This is a genomic window from Blastococcus sp. KM273128 (assembly GCF_021698975.1).
GTDB lineage: Bacteria > Actinomycetota > Actinomycetes > Mycobacteriales > Geodermatophilaceae > Blastococcus.
This window is the reverse complement of the sequence record NZ_SSXA01000027.1, coordinates 13,269-31,175: the sequence shown is the minus strand read 5'-3', so window position 1 is coordinate 31,175 and position 17,907 is coordinate 13,269. Positions and strand designations below refer to the sequence as shown.

General features: G+C 74.9%; 15 protein-coding genes and 1 tRNA gene. 7 read left to right on the top strand and 9 right to left on the bottom strand.

Annotated elements, in window-relative coordinates; genetic code table 11:
* Positions 1–82: 82 nt before the first annotated feature.
* The 3 genes from E9529_RS10295 to E9529_RS10285 all read right to left on the bottom strand — a co-directional run bounded on the left by E9529_RS10295 (position 83) and on the right by E9529_RS10285 (position 3,573).
* Positions 83–1,051 carry a beta-ketoacyl-ACP synthase III gene (locus E9529_RS10295; RefSeq protein ID WP_236831061.1) on the bottom strand — a complete coding sequence of 323 codons (969 nt, stop codon included), beginning with the start codon at positions 1,049–1,051 and terminating at the stop codon, positions 83–85.
* The gene (locus tag E9529_RS10290; protein ID WP_236831060.1) at positions 1,048–2,307 is read right to left on the bottom strand and encodes an acyltransferase domain-containing protein; all 1,260 of its coding nucleotides are present in this window, start codon (positions 2,305–2,307) and stop codon (positions 1,048–1,050) included. The genes E9529_RS10295 and E9529_RS10290 overlap by 4 nt, the downstream gene beginning before the upstream one ends.
* An 87-nt stretch (positions 2,308–2,394) precedes the next feature.
* Positions 2,395–3,573 (bottom strand): CdaR family transcriptional regulator, encoded by a 1,179-nt coding sequence (locus E9529_RS10285; protein WP_236831059.1) that lies wholly within the window; start codon positions 3,571–3,573, stop codon positions 2,395–2,397.
* A gap of 44 nt (positions 3,574–3,617) precedes the next feature.
* Between E9529_RS10285 and E9529_RS10280 the strand changes: the two genes are divergently transcribed.
* Together E9529_RS10280 and E9529_RS10275 are read left to right on the top strand one after the other, a co-directional pair.
* Positions 3,618–4,199, top strand: coding sequence for a pirin family protein (locus tag E9529_RS10280; protein WP_236831058.1), 582 nt, complete (start codon positions 3,618–3,620; stop codon positions 4,197–4,199).
* 38 nt (positions 4,200–4,237) lie between these two features.
* A complete protein-coding gene (locus E9529_RS10275) occupies positions 4,238–5,443 on the top strand; it encodes a M20 family metallopeptidase (RefSeq protein ID WP_236831057.1) in 1,206 nt (401 codons plus the stop codon).
* On the opposite strand, the gene E9529_RS10270 is transcribed toward E9529_RS10275, so the two are convergent.
* Positions 5,440–6,471 carry a LacI family DNA-binding transcriptional regulator gene (locus E9529_RS10270; protein ID WP_236831056.1) on the bottom strand — a complete coding sequence of 344 codons (1,032 nt, stop codon included), beginning with the start codon at positions 6,469–6,471 and terminating at the stop codon, positions 5,440–5,442. The genes E9529_RS10275 and E9529_RS10270 overlap by 4 nt on opposite strands.
* Before the next feature lie 167 nt (positions 6,472–6,638).
* Here E9529_RS10270 and E9529_RS10265 point away from each other — a divergent pair, with 167 nt between their 5' ends.
* Complete coding sequence (locus E9529_RS10265) at positions 6,639–8,036, top strand: GH1 family beta-glucosidase (RefSeq protein ID WP_236831055.1); 1,398 nt, start codon at positions 6,639–6,641, stop codon at positions 8,034–8,036.
* A gap of 94 nt (positions 8,037–8,130) precedes the next feature.
* Here E9529_RS10265 and aceE read toward each other — a convergent pair whose 3' ends face one another.
* Entirely contained in the window at positions 8,131–10,932 is a 2,802-nt protein-coding gene (aceE, locus tag E9529_RS10260; protein ID WP_236831054.1) for a pyruvate dehydrogenase (acetyl-transferring), homodimeric type, read from the bottom strand.
* 407 nt (positions 10,933–11,339) lie between these two features.
* Between aceE and E9529_RS10255 the strand changes: the two genes are divergently transcribed.
* The 3 genes from E9529_RS10255 (at position 11,340) to E9529_RS10245 (ending at position 12,348) form a co-directional block, all read left to right on the top strand.
* On the top strand, positions 11,340–11,759 hold the full coding sequence (locus E9529_RS10255; RefSeq protein WP_091934642.1) for a DUF3052 domain-containing protein: 420 nt from the start codon (positions 11,340–11,342) through the stop codon (positions 11,757–11,759).
* Between the two features lie 16 nt (positions 11,760–11,775).
* Positions 11,776–12,237 (top strand): peroxiredoxin, encoded by a 462-nt coding sequence (locus tag E9529_RS10250; RefSeq protein ID WP_236831053.1) that lies wholly within the window; start codon positions 11,776–11,778, stop codon positions 12,235–12,237.
* A 39-nt stretch (positions 12,238–12,276) separates the two neighbouring features.
* A tRNA-Val gene (locus E9529_RS10245) sits at positions 12,277–12,348 on the top strand.
* Positions 12,349–12,435: 87 nt separating this feature from the next.
* Here E9529_RS10245 and E9529_RS10240 read toward each other — a convergent pair.
* Positions 12,436–13,239: a triacylglycerol lipase gene (locus E9529_RS10240; RefSeq protein WP_236831052.1), complete on the bottom strand. Its 804-nt coding sequence runs from the start codon at positions 13,237–13,239 to the stop codon at positions 12,436–12,438.
* Positions 13,240–13,445: 206 nt separating this feature from the next.
* Here E9529_RS10240 and E9529_RS10235 point away from each other — a divergent pair, with 206 nt between their 5' ends.
* Positions 13,446–14,357 carry an alpha/beta fold hydrolase gene (locus E9529_RS10235; RefSeq protein WP_236831051.1) on the top strand — a complete coding sequence of 304 codons (912 nt, stop codon included), beginning with the start codon at positions 13,446–13,448 and terminating at the stop codon, positions 14,355–14,357.
* Here E9529_RS10235 and E9529_RS10230 read toward each other — a convergent pair.
* The 3 genes from E9529_RS10230 to E9529_RS10220 form a co-directional block, all read right to left on the bottom strand.
* Positions 14,338–15,366 carry an NAD-dependent epimerase/dehydratase family protein gene (locus tag E9529_RS10230; RefSeq protein ID WP_236831050.1) on the bottom strand — a complete coding sequence of 343 codons (1,029 nt, stop codon included), beginning with the start codon at positions 15,364–15,366 and terminating at the stop codon, positions 14,338–14,340. The two genes, E9529_RS10235 and E9529_RS10230, sit on opposite strands and share 20 nt — an antisense overlap.
* The gene (locus E9529_RS10225) at positions 15,363–16,811 is read right to left on the bottom strand and encodes a wax ester/triacylglycerol synthase family O-acyltransferase (RefSeq protein ID WP_236831074.1); all 1,449 of its coding nucleotides are present in this window, start codon (positions 16,809–16,811) and stop codon (positions 15,363–15,365) included. The genes E9529_RS10230 and E9529_RS10225 overlap by 4 nt, the downstream gene beginning before the upstream one ends.
* 123 nt (positions 16,812–16,934) lie before the next feature.
* A complete protein-coding gene (locus E9529_RS10220) occupies positions 16,935–17,891 on the bottom strand; it encodes an alpha/beta fold hydrolase (RefSeq protein ID WP_236831049.1) in 957 nt (318 codons plus the stop codon).
* Positions 17,892–17,907 lie beyond the last annotated feature (16 nt).

Genomic DNA, 17,907 nt, shown 5'->3' with positions numbered 1-17,907 from the left:
GCCCCGGGCGGGGACGCCGTCGACGTCCGGGACGGGTGTCCCGGGGTACTGGGGGGAGCGGCGGCGCTCCCGGCCGGAGGGGTCACGGCAGCACGACGACCTGCCCGGCGAAGGTCAGGCCCGCTCCGTACCCGAGCAGGAGGGCGAGGTCGCCGCTCCTGGCCTCGCCGCTCTCCAGCAGGGCGGCCAGGGCCAGCGGGACCGACGCCGACGACGTGTTGCCCGAGCGCACGATGTCGCGGGCGATGACGGTCCGCTCCGGCAGCTTCAGCCGCTTGGCCATCAGCTCGATGATCCGCAGGTTGGCCTGGTGCGGCGCGAACACGTCGATGTCCTCGGGACCGACGCCGGCCCGGCGCATGGCCTCGACCAGCGTGTCGGTGAGCTTCGTCGTCGCCCAGCGGTAGACCGCCTGGCCGGCCATGCTCATGCCCGTCTCGTCCGGGGGGATGGCGATCGCCTCGTGCAGGTCGCCGTCGCTGCCCCACACCGCCGGGCCGATGGCCGGCTCGTCGGAGGCGGTGACGACCGCCGCGCCGGCGCCGTCGGCGAAGATCACCGCGGTCGCCCGGTCGTCGAGGTTGGTGTAGTCGGTGAGCCGCTCCCCGCCGATGACCAGGGCGTTGCGGGCGGTGCCGCTGCGGATCGCGTCGGAGGCGGCGCTGAGCGCGTAGCACCAGCCGGCGCAGCCGGCGTTGACGTCGAAGGCGCCGGGGCGCGGCACCCCGAGCTGGTGGGCGATGCGCGGGGCGAGGCCGGGGATGGCCTTGGGCGGGCTGGTCGTCGCCAGCAGCACCAGGTCGATGTCGCCGGCGTCCAGGCCGCTGGCCGCCAGCGCCTTGCCGCCCGCCGCCACCGACATCTCCACGAGCGTCTCGTCGGGCTCGGCCCACCGGCGCTCGGCGATGCCGACCCGCGCCTGGATCCACTCGTCGTTGGTCTCCATTCGCTGGGCGAGCTCGTCGTTGGTGACCCGTCGACGGGGGCGGTAGCTGCCGAACCCGAGGATCCGGGCGCCCGGGGCGCCCTGGTCGAGCTTGAGCGTGGTCACGCGGTCACCTCCGGGTAGAGCCGGGCGATGGGGTCGCCGGCGTCGACGAGGTCCCCGTCGTGCACCAGCCACTCGGCCAGCACGCCGTCGTAGCCGGCGGAGACGTTGACCTCCTCGCGGCGGCCGCGGATGCAGCCGAGCGGGGTGCCGGCAGGGAGGTGGGTGCCCTCGGCGATCTCCGCGGGGCTGACCGTCCCGCGGGCGGGGGCGACCACCATGCGCCAGTCGGGCAGGTGCTCGGCCTCGCTGCGGCCGCGCTCGGCGTCGATGAGCTCGCGGGCGCGGTCGAGGTCGGCGGGCGTGCTGACGGCGAGCACCTCGATGCCGGACCCCTTCCACTCCCGCTTGGCCAGCCCGGCCAGCGCCCCGGCCGGCGGCAGCTCGATGACGGCGGTGACGCCGAGCTCGCGCATCGTCGCCAGGCACGAGTCGAAGCGGACGGGGCTGGTGACCTGGCTGACCAGGCGGGCCAGGACCTCGGTGCCGGAGTCGACGGCCGCGCCGTCGGCGTTGGAGAGCAGCAGCCGGCTCGGGTCGGCCGGGCGCAGGCCGCCGACGAGGCCCTCGAGCTCCTCGCGGGCCGGGGCCATGTAGGCGGTGTGGAAGGCGCCGGCCACCGGCAGCGGCATGATCCGCGCCTTGGCCGGCGGCTCGGCCTTGAGCGCGGCCAGCCCGTCGAGGGGGCCGGCGGCGACGACCTGGCCGCCGCCGTTCATGTTGGCCGGGGTGAGCCCGTGCCGCTCCAGGGCGGCGAGCACCTCGTCGGGCTCCCCGCCCAGGACGGCGGACATGCCGGTGGGGGTCTGCGCGCAGGCGGCGGCCATGGCCCGGCCGCGGACGGCGGTCAGCGCGATCGCCGCCTCGACGCTCAGCACGCCGGCCAGCGCCGCGGCGGTGAGCTCGCCGACGCTGTGCCCGGTGATGACGACGTCGCGCCCGGTGTGCGGGGTGTGCGCCACCGGGCCGGGCAGCCCGCCGAGCTCCCGGGCGACGAACAGGCTCATCGCGACGACGAGCGGCTGGGTGACCGCGGTGTCCTTGATCGCCTCGGCGTCGCCGGTGGTGCCCAGCTCGAGCAGATCGGCACCGGCGATCGCCCCGGCCCAGCGGAAGAACGGTTCGGCGCCGGGGAGGTCGAGCCAGTCGGTCAGCATCCCGGGCTTCTGCGCACCCTGACCCGGGGCGAGGACGGCGAGCACCTGCTCACCGTGCCAGTGGTCACCGGTTCCGCGCGCGGCGACCGGGCACGAAAGCACACCGCTGATCTTTGTGGGGTTCCTACAGATACCGCGGGCGTTCGGGGCGTCGATGCGCCGATCCGTGGTGGGAACCGGACGTCCGGGTCAGTGCCAGAGGGAGCGGTCGCGGTCCAGCGCGGCGAGCGCGAGGGCCACCTGGAGGGTCCAGCTGCCCCGCGGATCGGTCGCCGACAGCCCGGTCAGCTCGGCCGCCCGGCGCAACCGGTAGCGCACCGTGTTCGGGTGCACGAAGATCGCCCGGGCGCTCGCCTCGAGGTTGCCGCCGGTGCTCAGCACGGCCCGCACGGTCTCGAGCACGCCGCCGCCGGCCGAGCGCAGCGGCGCGGCGACCTGGTCGTGCAGAGCGGTGCGGGCCAGCGGGTCGCCGGCGAGGGCGCGCTCGGCCAGCAGGGCGTCGGCGGCGACGGGGCGCGGCGCCTCGGGCCACGCGCCCGCCGCCCGGAGGCCGGCCAGCGCAGCCGCGGCGGAGTGGGCCGCCCGCCCCAGCCCGTCGACGACCGGGCCGGTGACCACGGGGCCCTCCCCGCACTCGTCCGCGACCCGCTCCGCGGCCGCCTCCAGGTCGCCGGTGCCGCCCAGGACGACGACCAGCTGGTCGGCGTGCACCCCGACCAGCACGTCGCAGCCGAGCGAGCGGGCGGCCCGGCGCACGCCGCCGTGGGGGTCGGCGGCCCCGGTCGGCGTCGCGCCGACCACCACGACCGCCGGCGTGCCCGCGGCCCAGCCCAGCGCCGCGGCCCGGCCGGAGAGCTCCTCGGAGCGCTCGCCGCGGACCAGCGCGTCGACCACCAGGGCCTCCAGGCGGGCGTCCCACGCGCCCCGGCTCTCCGCGAAGCTCGCGTAGACGTGCGCGGTGGCGAACGCGACCTCGCGGCTGAACTGCAGCACCGCCAGCCGCAGCGTCTGCTCGTCCCCGGGCTCGGCGACGGAGGCGACCCGCTCCTCCATCACCTCGACGGTGACCTTGATCAGGTCGACGGTCTGCTTGAGCGCGACGACCCGGACCAGCTCGCGGGGTGCCGCGCCGAACACCTCGCCGGTCAGCCGCGGGGGCCGGCCCGGGTTGCGGCACCACTCGACCAGCGAGGCGATCCCCGCCTGGGCCACGAGGGTCACCCAGGAACGCTGGTCGGCCGGCATCGCGCGGAACCAGGGGAGCTCGTCGTCCATGCGGGCGACGGCCTGCGTGGCCAACGACCCCGACGCGCGCTCCAGCCGCCGGAGCGTCGCGTCGCTCGGCGGGTGGTTGCTCACCCGGCTCACCGGGTCAGCGTGTCACGCCGACCGGGATCGGGGAGAGTGGGCCCGTGGACGTTCCCCCGACCGGTGCCCCCGCCGGGGGCGGGGAGGGCCCGGTCTCCCGGGTGGTGCTCGACCCCGGGGACGGCTCGCTGGGCCCGCTGCTGCGGCTCGCCGACGACCGGCTCGGGCCCGGTCAGGGCTACGGGCGGCACGACCACCGCGCCGTCGACGTCGTCGCCGTCGTCCTGGCCGGGGAGCTGCACCACCGGTGGGGCGCCGGCGCCGACCTGGCCGCCGGCGACGTCGCCGTGCTGCGTGCGGGAGCGGGGCTCGCCCACGACGAGGTGGCCGGTGGCCGGGGTGCCCGGGTGCTGCAGTGCTACCTGCGCAGCGCCGCGCCGGGTGAGCCCGCGGCGCACGCGGTCCACCGGTCGCCCGGCGGCTGGGTCGACCTGGCGCGGGCGGACGCGCGGCTGTGGGTGCGGCGCGCCGCGCCGGGGGAGGAGGTCGTGCCGCCCGCCGGGCTGGTGCTCCTCGCCGACGACGACGGCGTGCGGCCGCACGGCGACGGCCCGGTGCGTGCCCCCGGGTCGGCCACCGTGCTGGTCTGGCAGCTCGACGCCGGCCGGCCGAGCTGGGCGGGCTGACCGGGCGGCACCGGGCACCGGTGGGCCAGAGTGGGGGCATGCCGACCAGCCCCGCCGAGGTCCTCGCCGCCGCGTACTCCGACGCCGACCGCACCATCGAGCTGCGCCGGCGGCTGCACCGGCACCCGGAGGTGGGGTTGCACCTGCCCAGGACGCAGGCGGCGGTGCTGGAGGCGTTCGCCGAGCTGCCGCTCGAGGTGACCACCGGCAGCACGACCACCTCGGTCGTCGGCGTGCTGCGCGGCGCCCGGCCGGGGCCGACCTTCCTGCTCCGCGGCGACATGGACGCCCTGCCGGTGCAGGAGGACAGCGCCCTGCCGTTCGCCTCGGAGGTGCCCGGGGTGATGCACGCCTGCGGGCACGACACCCACGTCGCGATGCTGGTCGGCGCGGCCCGGCTGCTCGCCGACCGCCGCGAGGAGCTCGCCGGCCAGGTGGTCTTCATGGTGCAGCCGGGGGAGGAGGGCTTCCACGGGGCCCGCTACATGCTGGAGGAGGGCCTGCTCGACGCCGTCCCGGAGGCGCCGGTGAGCGGTGCGTTCGCGCTGCACGTCTCCTCGACGCTGCCCAGCGGCACGGTGAACCTGCGGCCGGGGCCGGTGATGGCCGCGGCCGACCAGTGGCGCATGACGCTCCGCGGGCGCGGGGGGCACGCCTCCGAGCCGCACGCCGCGGCCGATCCGGTCCCGGTCGCGGCCGAGATCGTGCTCGCCCTGCAGTCGATGGTCACCCGCCGCGTCGACGTCTTCGACCCCGCGGTCGTGACCGTCGCGCACATCGAGGCGGGCAGCACGAACAACGTCATCCCCGACACCGCCTTCCTGGAGGGGACGATCCGGACGCTCTCGGCGCAGCGGCGGGCCGACGTCGTCGCCTCGGTGCAGCGGGTGGCCACGCACGTCGCCGCCGCGCACGGGATGGAGCTGCACTGGGAGCACATCGAGGGCTACCCGGTGACGATGAACGACCCCGGCATGGCCGCGCACGTGCTAACGACGGCGGCCGAGCTCCTGGGCCCGGAGGCGGCCGTGCTGATGCCGGCGCCGCTCATGGGCGCCGAGGACTTCTCCTACGTGCTGCAGCGGGTGCCCGGCGTGATGGCGTGGCTCGGCGCCCGCCCGCACGGGGTGGACCCGGCCACGGCCCCGCCGAACCACTCCAACCTGGTCGTGTTCGACGAGGAGCCGCTGCCGGCCGGGGTCGCCCTCTACGCGCAGATGGCCCTGCAGGCGCTGCGCGGCTAGGCCGAGGCGCGGCGGACCAGGGCGGTGCCGCAGACGCGGGACCCGGCGGCCGGCGCGCCGCCCGAGCCGATCCGCTCCAGCAGCAGGTCGACCAGCCCACCGGTCATCTCGTCCAGCGGCTGGGCCACGGTGGTGAGCGGCGGGTCGCAGGTGGCGGCGACCTCCGCGTCGTCGAAGCCCACCACCGCGACGTCCTCGGGCACCCGCCGCCCGGCCGCCCGCAGCACCCGCAGCGCGCCGACCGCCATGGGGTCGGAGGCGACGAAGACGGCGTCGAGGTCGGGCACGTCGCCGAGCAGCCGGGCCATCGCCCGGGCGCCTCCGGCCTCGGTGAAGTCGCCCTCGGCGACCAGCTCCGGGCGGGCCGGCACCCCGGCGGCGGCCAGGGCGGCCCGGTACCCGGCCAGCCGGTCGAGGCCGGCCACCATGTCCAGCGGGCCCGCGACGGTGCCGATCCGGGAGCGCCCCAGCTGCAGCAGGTGGCTGGTGGCGGCCACCGCCCCGCCCACGTTGTCGGCGTCGACGTAGGGCACCGGCCGGCCGTCGAAGGGGCGCCCGGAGAGCACCAGCGGCACGGGGGAGCGGGCGAGCAGGTCGGGCAGCAGGTCGTCGCGGTGCAGGGAGATGAGGATGACGCCGTCGACGTGCCCCTGCTGGACGTACCGGGCCACCTTCTCCTGCTCCCGGCGGCCCCGGGCGGCCAGGAGGACCAGGTTGAGCTCGGTGTCGGCCAGCCGGGCCGACAGCCCGCGCACGATCCGGGCGAAGAACGGGTCGGCGAAGATCTGGGTGTTCGACTCGGAGAGGACCAGGGCGATCGTGTCGGTGCGCCGGGTGACGAGGCTGCGGGCCATCCGGTTGGGCACGTAGCGCAGCGCCTCGACGGCGGCGTGGACGGCGTCCCGGGCCTCCGGGCTGACCCGCGGTGAGTCGTTGATGACCCGCGACACCGTGGCGCGCGAGACCCCGGCGAGCGCGGCCACCTGCTCGAGCGTGGGCGTCGGAGGGCGCGGACCGGTGGTCGTCATGGCAGCTCCTCGGCGTGGCGGGCGGCGACCGCAGCGGGCCACCGGGTGGTCACCGTAGTGCCGGTGCGGCGACCGCACGAGGTGTGAGAGCGTTCTCACCGCGCCGGTGCGGGCACGCTGCCGGCCGGCGCCCCCGGACCGACCGACCGCCAAGGAGCAGCGCGCCCATGTCCTCGACCGACAGCCGTCCGGAGCTCGCCGCAGGGCTCACCTTCCCGCCGGGGTTCTTCTTCGGCGCCGCCACGGCCGCCTACCAGATCGAGGGCGCCGTCGACGTCGACGGACGCGGGCCCTCGATCTGGGACACCTTCAGCCACACCCCGGGCCGGACCTTCCAGGGCCACACCGGTGACGTCGCCGTCGAGCACTACACCCGGTACCCCGAGGACGTCGCGCTGATGAAGGAGCTGGGGCTGTCGGCCTACCGGTTCTCCGTCTCGTGGCCGCGGGTGCTGCCCGAGGGCGCCGGCCGGGTGGAGCAGCGCGGCCTGGACTTCTACCGCCGCCTGGTCGACGAGCTGCTCGAGCAGGGCATCGACCCCTGGCTGACGCTCTACCACTGGGACCTGCCCCAGGCGCTGCAGGACCGCGGCGGCTGGACCTCGCGCGACACCTCGGCCCGCTTCGCCGACTACGCCGGGATCGTCCACGACGCCCTCGGTGACCGGGTGCGGCACTGGTCGACGCTCAACGAGCCGATGGTCAGCGCGCTCCTGGGCCACCAGTCCGGGGCGCACGCGCCGGGCGTCCGGGACGCCGTCTCGGCCTCGCGGGCGGTGCACCACCTGCTGCTCGGCCACGGCCTGGCCGCCGGCGTGCTGCGCGAGCGCGGCGTCGACCACCTGGGCATCACGCTGAACTTCACGCCGATGTCCCCGGCCAGCGACCGGCCCGAGGACGTCGACGCCGCGCGCCGGCTCGACGGCCAGCAGAACCGGATGTTCCTGGTACCGCTGGTCACCGGCGCCTACCCCGAGGACGTCGTCGCCGACCTCGCGGCCGCCGGCGCGCCCCTCCCGGTGGAGGACGGCGACCTCGAGGTCATCGGCGCGCCGCTGGACTGGCTGGGCGTCAACTACTACTTCGAGGAGACGGTGCGGGCCGGTGCCCGCCCCGAGGGCATGCCGCCGACGTCGTTCATCGGCGGGGAGGACGTCGTCGAGCTCGACCCCGAGGGCGTCACGACGACGATGGGCTGGGGCGTGAGCCCGGAGGCCTTCACCCGGCTGCTGTGCTGGATCGGGGAGCAGGCGCCGGGCCTGCCGCTGGTCATCACCGAGAACGGCTCGGCGTGGGAGGACGAGGTCTCGGCCGACGGCGCCGTCCACGACGCCCAGCGGGTCGATTTCCTGCTGCGGCACCTCGCCGCGCTGCGCACCGCCATGGCGGACGGCGTGGACGTCCGCGGCTACTTCGCCTGGTCGCTGCTGGACAACTACGAGTGGGCCCGCGGCTACGCCCAGCGGTTCGGGCTGGTGCACGTGGACTACGAGACCCAGCGCCGCACCGTGAAGGACAGCGGCCGCGTCTACGCCGACGTCATCCGCCACCACCGCGAACGCTGAACAGGCGGCGGGGCACTGACCGTGCCCCGCCGCTGGCCCCCTCGCAGGGGCCCGCCGCGAGCGTGCGAGCGGTGGGGGGCGAGGGGGTCCTCTTTCACGTGGCGGGGCTCGGGTCCGACCGCTCGTCGGCCGGCGCGGCCTGCACGTCCCGGATCCGGTACTTCTCCACGGCCTCGCGCACCTTCGCGCGGTCGACCTGCCCCTCGTCGGCCAGCGAGGCCAGCGTGCGCACCACGATCGACTCGGCGTCGACGTGGAAGTGCCGCCGCAGCGCCGGGCGGGTGTCGGAGAGGCCGAAGCCGTCGGTGCCGAGCGTGGCCATGCCGCCGGGCACGAACGGCGCGATCAGGTCGGGCACCGCGCGCATCCAGTCCGAGACCGCGACCACCGGGCCGACCGTCTCCTGCAGCCGCGTGGTGACGTACGGCGTGCGGGGCTCCTCCTCCGGGTGCAGGAGGTTGTGCTCCTGGCACTCGTCGGCCTGCCGGCGCAGCTCGTTCCACGAGGTGACCGACCAGACGTCGGCGCTCACGCCCCAGTCCTGCGCCAGCAGCTCCTGCGCCCGGAGCGCCCACGGCACCGCGACGCCGGAGGCCAGCACCTGCGCCTTCGGCCCGTCGGTCACCGGCCCCTCCGCGTAGCGGTACATGCCCGCGAGCAGGCCCTGGACGTCCAGGCCCTCGGGCTCGGCCGGCTGGCTGAACGGCTCGTTGTAGACCGTCAGGTAGTACATGACGTCGGGGGAGCGGGAGCCGCCCAGCGGGGCGCCCGGGTCCTCGCCGTACATGCGGGCCAGCGCGTCGCGGGTGATGTGCGCGACCTCGTAGGAGAACGCCGGGTCGTAGGAGACGACCGCGGGGTTGGTCTGCGCGAGCAGGAGCGAGTGCCCGTCCTCGTGCTGCAGCCCCTCGCCGTTGAGCGTCGTCCGCCCGGCCGTGGCGCCCAGCATGAAACCGCGGGTCATCTGGTCGGCGGCGGCCCAGATCGAGTCGCCGGTCCGCTGGAACCCGAACATCGAGTAGAAGATGTAGATCGGGATCATCGGCTCGCCGTGCGTCGCGTACGAGGTGCCGACGGCGGTGAACGACGCCGTCGAGCCGGCCTCGTTGATGCCCTCGTGCAGGATCTGCCCCTGCTCGGACTCCTTGTAGGTCAGCATCAGCTCGCGGTCGACCGAGGTGTACCGCTGGCCGGCCGGGTTGTAGATCTTCTGCGCCGGGAAGAGGGAGTCCATCCCGAAGGTGCGCGCCTCGTCGGGGATGATCGGCACGAAGCGCGGGCCGAGCTCCTTGTCCTTGAGCAGCTCCTTCAGCAGGCGGACGAACGCCATCGTCGTCGCCACCTCCTGCTTGCCCGAGCCGCGCCGGAGGACGTCGAGCGCCTTGTCGTCGGGCGCCTTGAGCGTCTTGAACTCCGAGCGGCGGCGCGGGACGGCCCCACCGAGGGCCCGGCGCCGCTCGAGCATGTACTGCATCTCGTCGGAGTCCGGGTCGGGCCGGTAGTAGGGCGGCAGGGTCTTGTCCAGCGCCGAGTCCGGGATGTCCAGGTAGAGCCGGTCGCGGAAGGCGGCGAGGTCCTCGGCGGTCAGCTTCTTCATCTGGTGGGTGGAGTTGCGGCCCTCGAAGTGGCTGCCCAGCGTCCAGCCCTTGATGGTCTTGGCGAGGATGACCGTCGGCTGGCCCTTGTGCTCCACCGCCGCCTTGAACGCCGCGTAGACCTTGCGGTAGTCGTGCCCGCCGCGCGACAGGTTCCAGATCTCCTTGTCGCTCATGCTCTCGACGAGCTTGCGGGTGCGGGCGTCGCGGCCGAAGAAGTGCTCGCGGACGAAGGCGCCGTCCTCGGCCTTGTAGGTCTGGTAGTCGCCGTCCGGCGTGGAGTTCATCAGGTTGACCAGCGCGCCGTCGCGGTCGGCGGCCAGCAGCGGGTCCCACTCCCGGCCCCAGATCACCTTGACGACGTTCCAGCCGGCCCCGCGGAAGAACGACTCCAGCTCCTGGATCACCTTGCCGTTGCCGCGCACCGGGCCGTCGAGCCGCTGCAGGTTGCAGTTGACGACGAAGGTGAGGTTGTCCAGCTCCTCGCGGGCGGCCAGGCCGATGACGCCCAGCGACTCGGGCTCGTCCATCTCGCCGTCGCCGAGGAACGCCCACACGTGCTGGTCGGAGGTGTCCTTGATGCCGCGCGCGTGCAGGTAGCGGTTGAACCGCGCCTGGTAGATCGCGTTGAGCGGGCCGAGCCCCATCGAGACGGTGGGGAACTCCCAGAAGTCGGGCATCAGCCGCGGGTGCGGGTAGGAGGACAGCCCGCCGGCGGGGTGGCTGACCTCCTGCCGGAAGCCGTCGAGCTGGTCCTCGCTCAGCCGGCCCTCGAGGAACGCGCGGGCGTAGATGCCGGGGGAGGCGTGCCCCTGGAACCAGATCTGGTCGCCGCCGCCGGGGTGGTCCTTGCCGCGGAAGAAGTGGTTGAAGCCGACCTCGTAGAGGGAGGCCGACGAGGCGTAGGAGGAGATGTGCCCGCCGACGCCGATGCCCGGCCGCTGCGCGCGGTGGACCATGATCGCGGCGTTCCACCGGATGTAGGCGCGGATCCGCCGCTCGACGTGCTCGTCGCCCGGGAACCAGGGCTCGCGCTCCGGCGGGATGGTGTTGATGTAGTCCGTGCTGCGCAGCCCCGGCACGCCGACCTGCTGCTCGCGGCTGCGCTGCAGCATCCGGAGCATGAGGTAGCGGGCCCGCCCGCGGCCGCCGTGGTCGATGGCGGCGTCGAGGGACTCCAGCCACTCCTGCGTCTCGTCGGGGTCGGTGTCGACCAGCTGGCTGGGGAGCCCGTCGGTGATGACCGCGCGGGTCTGTCCTGCGCGGGCGGGGTCGCCGTCCGGCTGCTGCGGTGCGCTCATGGCCCCATCGTCTCCCGACGACGTCGTCCGCGTCACGTCACGAGCCCATCTGCCGGCGAAGTCGTGTCGGTCGGACACGCGGCGCTACGCACCGGTGCGCTGGGTGCGGGCAGGCTTGCGCCCCGCCCGCTATGCCCTACGCTTCCGCCTGCGGTGCCTCGACAGGACGGCGCCGTCCGGACACCCGGCCGCCAGGGCCGGGCAACGGGCGCTCGACGACGGCGAGAGGGGTGACATGACCGGGGTGCGGGTGGTTCTCCCGCTGGTCGTGTCGATCACCGCCGCCTGTCCGTCCGCCGCCCGCACGGTCCGTTCGTGACGCGGCCCCCCGCGGTCGCCGGCCCGGCCGGGCACCGTCCACCCCACACCAGGCCAGCAGCAGGCCGACCCATGGAGGAGCAGCAGGGATGAGCGTCGACAGCACCGGCATGGCGGCCCGGTTGGGCATCAAGCCGGGCATGGTCGTGCAGGAGCTCGGCTGGAGCGAGGACGCCGACGAGGACCTGCGCGACTCGATCGTCGAGGCCTCCGGCAGCGAGATGGTGGACGAGGACACCGACGAGGTGGCCGACGTCGTCGTCCTGTGGTGGCGGGAGGACGACGGTGACCTGTTCGACGCCCTGACCGACGCGCTGACCTCGCTGGCCGACGAGGGCGTCGTCTGGCTCCTGGTGCCCAAGTCGGGGCGCCCCGGGCATGTCGAGCCGGGTGACGTCACCGAGGTCGCCCCCACCGCCGGGCTCTCGCAGACCAGCAGCATCTCCGCGGCCAAGGACTGGTCGGGCATCCGGCTGGTCACCCCCAAGGCGGCCCGCAGCCGCCGCTGAGGCAGCATGTGGCGCCATGAGCCTCTCCGTCGGTGACCGCGCGCCCGAGTTCAGCCTCCCGGACCAGGACAAGCAGGTGGTGTCCCTGGCCGACCTCCGCGGCGCCCCCGTGCTGCTGGTCTTCTACCCGTTCGCCTTCTCCGGCATCTGCACCGGCGAGCTGTGCCAGCTGCGCGACGAGCTGGCCAACTACACCGACGCGGGCGTGAAGGTGCTGGCCATCAGCACCGACCCGGTCTTCAGCCTCAAGGCGTTCAAGGCGCAGGAGGGCTTCGAGTTCCCGCTGCTGTCGGACTTCTGGCCGCACGGCGCCGTCGCGCAGGCCTACGGCGTGTTCAACGAGAAGGCCGGCATGGCGCTGCGCGGCACGTTCCTGGTCGACGCCGAGGGTGCGATCTCCTTCGCCGAGGTCAACGGCCCCGGCGACGCCCGCGAGCAGTCCGGCTGGAAGGACGCCGTCGCCGCGCTCGCGGCCTGAGAACGGGCGCCCGAGGGGGCCCCTACCCTAGGGCGCGCGGGGCGTGTAGCTCAGCGGTAGAGCTCTCGGCTTACAACCGAGCGGTCGCAGGTTCGAACCCTGTCGCGCCCACTTCTCCCGGCACCCGAGTGTCGGCCCGTGGTCGTCTCCGGACGTGGGAGAGGACCACGGGCCGACAGTCGGCTGTCGCGGCTGGGGTCAAGCCGCGGCGGCGCCCACCGGCCCGCGCGCCGCGGGCTCGGCGGGCTTCGGGAACGCCGGCCGCAGGAACGCCGGGGCCCGGAACGGGGCCCACTCGCCCTCGGGCTGGGCCAGCCGGTCGGCGACCGCCCACAGCGCCGCCGGGTGGTGGCCGATGCCGAGGTGGCTCGCCGTGACCGCGATGTTCTCGCAGCGCTCGCCGGGGGTGTTCAGGCAGGTCTGCCAGTGCACGATCCCGTCGTAGTGCGAGTAGATGGACGTCGCCGGCACCGGCAGCGGGCACCCCTCGGGCTCCAGGGGGAACTCGCGCTGCTCCACGTGCAGGTGGGCGTAGCGGTCGAACGCCTTCGAGGCGCGGGTCTGGCTGTGCCGCTCGATGCGGAACGGGCTGCCCAGCGTGATCACCTGGCGCACCGCGTCGGGGCACTGGCGGGCGAGGTCGCGGGCGAAGATGCCGCCCAGGCTCCAGCCGATGACCGTGACCTCGCGGCGGTACCGGTTGTGCAGGTAGTCGAGCTTGTCGCGCATCCCGTTGACGCAGACCGCGGTCGGGCCGATGTTGCGGCCCAGCCCCCACCCGTGCACGCGGTAGTCCAGCCGCCGCAGCGTCGCCCGGAGGACCCAGGTCGAGGCGTCGTCGGCGAGCAGGCCGGGGAGGACCAGCACGGGGTGGCCGTCGCCCTTCGGCAGCCGCTGGACGAGCGGGCGGGCCGCCAGGTAGAGGCCGTAGTCCGCGAACGCCCGCGTCGGCTCGCTCAGGTAGAGCGGGAGCGCCGGACCATCACCCTGCAGTCGTGCCACGTCGTCCTCCTGGCTGCCGTCCATTCGTGGAAGGGCCCTACCAAGATGCGGCCTGGCTCACACCTGCCGGCCAGGAACGCGCGGGCACATGTTGCCGAACTGTGTCCTGGGTCATAGCGGACGCTCACGTCCGGTTCTGCGCGGCACGGGGCGGTGCTGCGGCAGCCGGCACCGCGTGCCACCGTACGGACGACGGAGGGAGCAGGATGCGCGAGGACGCGACGCCCGGGCGGAGCTGCACGGTGGACCTCGGGGGCCCGGTGCACTACCTCGACTTCGGGGGAGCCGACGACGGGCCACCGGTGGTGCTGGTGCACGGGCTGGGCGGCTCCCACCTGAACTGGGACCTGGTCGCCCCGGCGCTGCGCGAGCACGGCCGCGTGCTGGCGCTGGACCTGCCCGGCTTCGGCCGCAGCGAGCCCGGCGGGCGCACGGCCAGCGTGCCGGCCAACGTCGCGGTGCTGCACCGCTTCCTCACCGAGGTGGTGGGCGAGCCGGCCGTGCTCGTCGGCAACTCGATGGGCGGCATGATCTCGATCCTCGAGACCGGCGAGCACCCGGAGGCGGTGCGCGGCCTGGTCCTGCTCGACCCGGCCGTCCCCGGGGGGCGCCGGTCGCTCGACCCCCGCGTGGCCGTCATGTTCGCGCTGTACGCGATCCCCTTCGTCGGGGAGCGGTTCCTGCTGTGGCGGCGGCAGCGGACCTCGGCCCTGGCCCGCGTGCGGGAGATGCTGGAACTGGTCGGCGTCGACCCCGAAGGCGTGCCCGCCGACGTCATCGACCGGCCGGTGACCCTGCTGGAGGAACGGCGGGACGTCCAGGGCATGGACCGCGCCTTCCTCGGCGCCGCCCGCTCGCTGCTCCGGGTGCTCGCCGACCCGCGCCGCTACCGGGCCGCCATGGCCTCGATCGACGTCCCGGTGCTGCTCGTCCACGGCGACCGCGACCGGCTGGTGCCGGTCGAGGCCGCCCGCGACATCGCCCGGCGGCACCCGGACTGGCGCTACGCCGAGTGGTCCGGCGTCGGGCACGTGCCGCAGCTGCAGGAGCCGGCGCGGCTCGTCGCCGAGGTGCGCGACTGGATGCGGGACGCGGAGCTCACCGGCTCCCGGGCCTGAGCGTGTCGCGCAGCGCCTCCAGGCCGGTGTAGCGCGGGCGCCAGCCCAGCTCCTCGCGGGCGCGGGTGGTGTCCATGATCGCCGGCCGGCTCGCCGCCTCGACCCACTCCGCCGCGGGCGGCAGGAACGGCAGCCGGGCGAACGCGCGGGCGGCGGCCTGCGCCGGCGCGGCCGGCAGCGGGATGGCCAGTGCCCCGAACTCCCGGGCGACGTCGGCGGCGGTGAGGACACCCTCGCCGGCGATGTTGTACGCCCCAGGTGGGCCGGCGCCGAGGACGCACAGCAGCAGTGCCTGCCCGACGTCGTCCTGGTGCACGAACTGCAGCGGGTGCTGCGGCACCAGCAGCGGCACGGGGACGGGCAGCCGCCGCGGCCGGCCGAAGAGCCGGCGGCCCACCGGGGCCAGCGGGCCGGGCAGCACGTCCTTGCCGCCGACGGCGTGCGGGCCGAGCACCACCGGCGGGCGGAGCAGGTACAGGTCCAGCTCGGGGGCGGCCGCGGACTCCTCCTCGAGCAGCTGCTCGAGCTCGGCCTTCTCCTGCGCGTAGAACAGCCGCGAGGCGGGGCGCACCGGCCAGTCCTCGGCGATCCGCTCCGGGTTGTCGCGGTGGAAACCGTAGGCGGCGACCGAGGACGCGTAGACGAAACGCCGGGCACCGACCGCGGCCGCCGCGCGGAACACGTTGAGGGTGCCGTCGACGTTGATCGCCCGGGTCGTCTGCCTGGAGGCGTTGCCGGTGATGAGGAAGGCCAGGTGGACGACGACGTCGGCCCCGGCGAACGCCTCGCGCAGCGCCTCGGGGTCGCGGACGTCGCCCTGCCGGTAGGTCATCTTCGTCCAGCCGCGCTCGGCCGGGTCGAACGGCCGGCGGGCCATCCCGATGACGCTCTCGACGCGGTCGTCGTCCTGGAGCAGCGGCACCAGGCCGGCGCCGAAGGTGCCGGTCGGCCCGGTGACGGCGACGGTCAACCCGCGCGCACGGCCCCCGCGCTCCTTCCCCGGGCTCACCGGGCGGCTGCCGAGGTCCTCGGCTTCCCGCCGGTGGGCCGGTCGGCGCCGGCCTCCCCGTCGGCGGCCCGGGCCAGCTCCAGCAGCTCCTCGATGCCGCGGCGGATCCCGCCCGAGAGGACGTCGACGTCGGGGAAGGCGTCGAAGTCGGCGTTGATGCCGAAGGTCATCGTGTCCAGGTAGCTGAAGATCCCGATGGAGCAGCGGGTCCCGCCGGCGATGGGCACGTAGGCGTGCGCGGAGCACATCCGCTTGCCCAGCACGTACAGCGGCACGCGCGGGCCGGGGACGTTCGTCGTCACCGCCTGGCACCACATCTGGCCGGCCTGCATGGCGGCGCGCACCCCCATGGCGAGCAGCGTCGGGGCCACGAAGTCGCCCATCGAGATCATCGAGGGCACGTCGACGGCCTGCATCGCCTTCTTGTACTCGTCCATCTGGCCGCGGATCGTGCGCAACCGGGAAGCCGGGTCCGGGTCACCCACGGGCAGGTCGACGAAGACGGCGGAGACCCGGTTGTCCAGCGAGCCGCGCTGCTGCTGCGACCGCACCGAGACCGGCACCATCGACCGCACCACCAGGTGCTCCGAGGAGAGCTCGCCGCGGCCCTGGAGCAGGTCGCGGAAGCCCCGGGTGATCGCGGTGAGCACGACGTCGTTCACCGTGCCGCCCAGCGCGGTGCGCACGGTGCGGAACTCCTCGAACCGGCCCTGGGTCCACGCCCACCGCCGGTGCGGGCCGATGTGCCCGTTGAGCGACCGGGCGGTCGGGGTGATCGCCTGCTTGGCCAGCGAGGGCACGGTGCGGGCGAGGGTGCGGCCGGACTCGGTCCAGCCCCGCACGCCCTTGACGGCGCTGCCGACCGTCGGCAGGGAGGCGAGGGTGCGCAGCGGCTGCGTCGCCGCCTCGGTGACCGCGCCCGCGACGAGGGAGAGCGCGGAGGGGTCGCGCCGCGGCGTCCAGTCGCGGGGGTCGTCGTGGGTGGCGTCCGGGTCCAGGTCGAACATCAGCTGCATGAGGTCGGTGCCGGCGACGCCGTCGACCATGCAGTGGTGCACCTTGGAGATCAGCGCCCAGCGCCCCTCGGCGAGGCCCTCCACGAGCCACAGCTCCCACAGCGGCTTGGCCATGTCCAGGCGCTGGCCGAGCACGCGGCCGGCCAGGTTGCGCAGCTGCTCGTCACCGCCGGGTGAGGGGACAGCGGTGTGCCGCACGTGGTACAGGATCTGGAAGTGCGGGTCGTCGACCCACATCGGGCGGCCGAGCTGCAGCGGGACCTCGCGCACCCGCTGCCGGTACCGCGGCACCAGCGGCAGCTTGCTCAGCAGCAGCCGGACGACGTCGCCGTAGCTCGGGGCAGGTCCCTCGAAGACCGCCACCGAGCCCACGTGCATGGGCGTGTTCTCGCTCTCGGCGAAGTAGAACCCGCTGTCGAGGGCACTCATCCGGTCCACGTCTCACTCCTCGGCCGTCCGGTTCCGGAGCCGCCGACGTTAGGTGTGGTGGTGCGTGCACGCACATCGACCTGTGGCGGCGGACACATCCTGCCTGCCCCGGACGGCCACCGGTCAACCCGCCCGGCGCGCGGAGCCCTCCACCCGGTCCAGCAGCCCGGTGAACGCGCGGTTGACCACCTCGGTGCGCGTCATGTTGACGCTGTGCCCGGCCCCCGGGACCACGGTCAGGTCGGCGCCCACGGCCTCGGCGATCCGCCGGCCGTGCGCCTCCGGGGTGAGCCGGTCATGGGTCGCCGCCACCACGGTGACCGGCACCCGGCGCAGCACCTCGAGCGCCTCGGTCTCGTCGTGGTCGAGGAAGGTCGCGTAGAACGCCATGGTCACCGGCAACGGGGTTTCCTCCAGCAGTTGCTGCACCATGCGCACCGAGCGCCGGTCGGCGTCGTCACGCCCGAACAGCAGCCGCCGGATGGCCCGCCGGCCCAGGACCGTGCCGCGCCGGCGCCGTCGCTCCAGGGCCGGGGCCATCCGCTGCAGCAGCCAGAGGTAGACCCGCAGCAGGTGCAGCCGGCGCAGCACCGCCACGATGAACCCGGTCAGGCCGCCCACCAGCCCGCCCGCGGAGGTGGCGAGCAGGAACGCGCCGACGACGCGGGTGCCGAACAGCTCCGGGCGCTGCCGCGCCAGCGCCAGGATGCTCATGCCGCCCATGGAGTGGCCGGCCAGCACCACCGGCCCGGTCGGGGCGACGGCGTCGAGCACCTGGCCGAGGTCGCGCCCGGTGCGGTCGATGGTGGCCCGGGTGAGCGGCGTCCAGCCCGAGCGGCCGTGCCCGCGCTGGTCCCACAGCACGAGCCGGGCCCGGCCGCGCAGCGCCGGGCGCTGCGGCTCCCACTCCGCCAGCCGCGCCGTGAACCCGTGGGAGAGGACGACGGTGAGCGGCGCGTCGGGCTTCCCGTCGAACTCCACGTGCAGGTCGACGCCGTCGTCGGTGGTCACCGTCCGCGAGCCCGGAGGGGGCGGCTCGTCGAGCGAGGGCAGGGTCAGGAGCGGGGGATCGCCGGCCACGGCGCCATCCCAGGGC

Coding starts and splice junctions, on each gene's coding strand:
- aceE (WP_236831054.1), bottom strand. CDS start 10,932: ATGAGCGCACCGCAGCAGCCGGACGGCGACCCCGCCCGCGCAGGACAG.
- E9529_RS10270 (WP_236831056.1), bottom strand. CDS start 6,471: ATGACGACCACCGGTCCGCGCCCTCCGACGCCCACGCTCGAGCAGGTG.
- E9529_RS10225 (WP_236831074.1), bottom strand. CDS start 16,811: ATGAGTGCCCTCGACAGCGGGTTCTACTTCGCCGAGAGCGAGAACACG.
- E9529_RS10275 (WP_236831057.1), top strand. CDS start 4,238: ATGCCGACCAGCCCCGCCGAGGTCCTCGCCGCCGCGTACTCCGACGCC.
- E9529_RS10250 (WP_236831053.1), top strand. CDS start 11,776: ATGAGCCTCTCCGTCGGTGACCGCGCGCCCGAGTTCAGCCTCCCGGAC.
- E9529_RS10265 (WP_236831055.1), top strand. CDS start 6,639: ATGTCCTCGACCGACAGCCGTCCGGAGCTCGCCGCAGGGCTCACCTTC.
- E9529_RS10235 (WP_236831051.1), top strand. CDS start 13,446: ATGCGCGAGGACGCGACGCCCGGGCGGAGCTGCACGGTGGACCTCGGG.
- E9529_RS10255 (WP_091934642.1), top strand. CDS start 11,340: ATGAGCGTCGACAGCACCGGCATGGCGGCCCGGTTGGGCATCAAGCCG.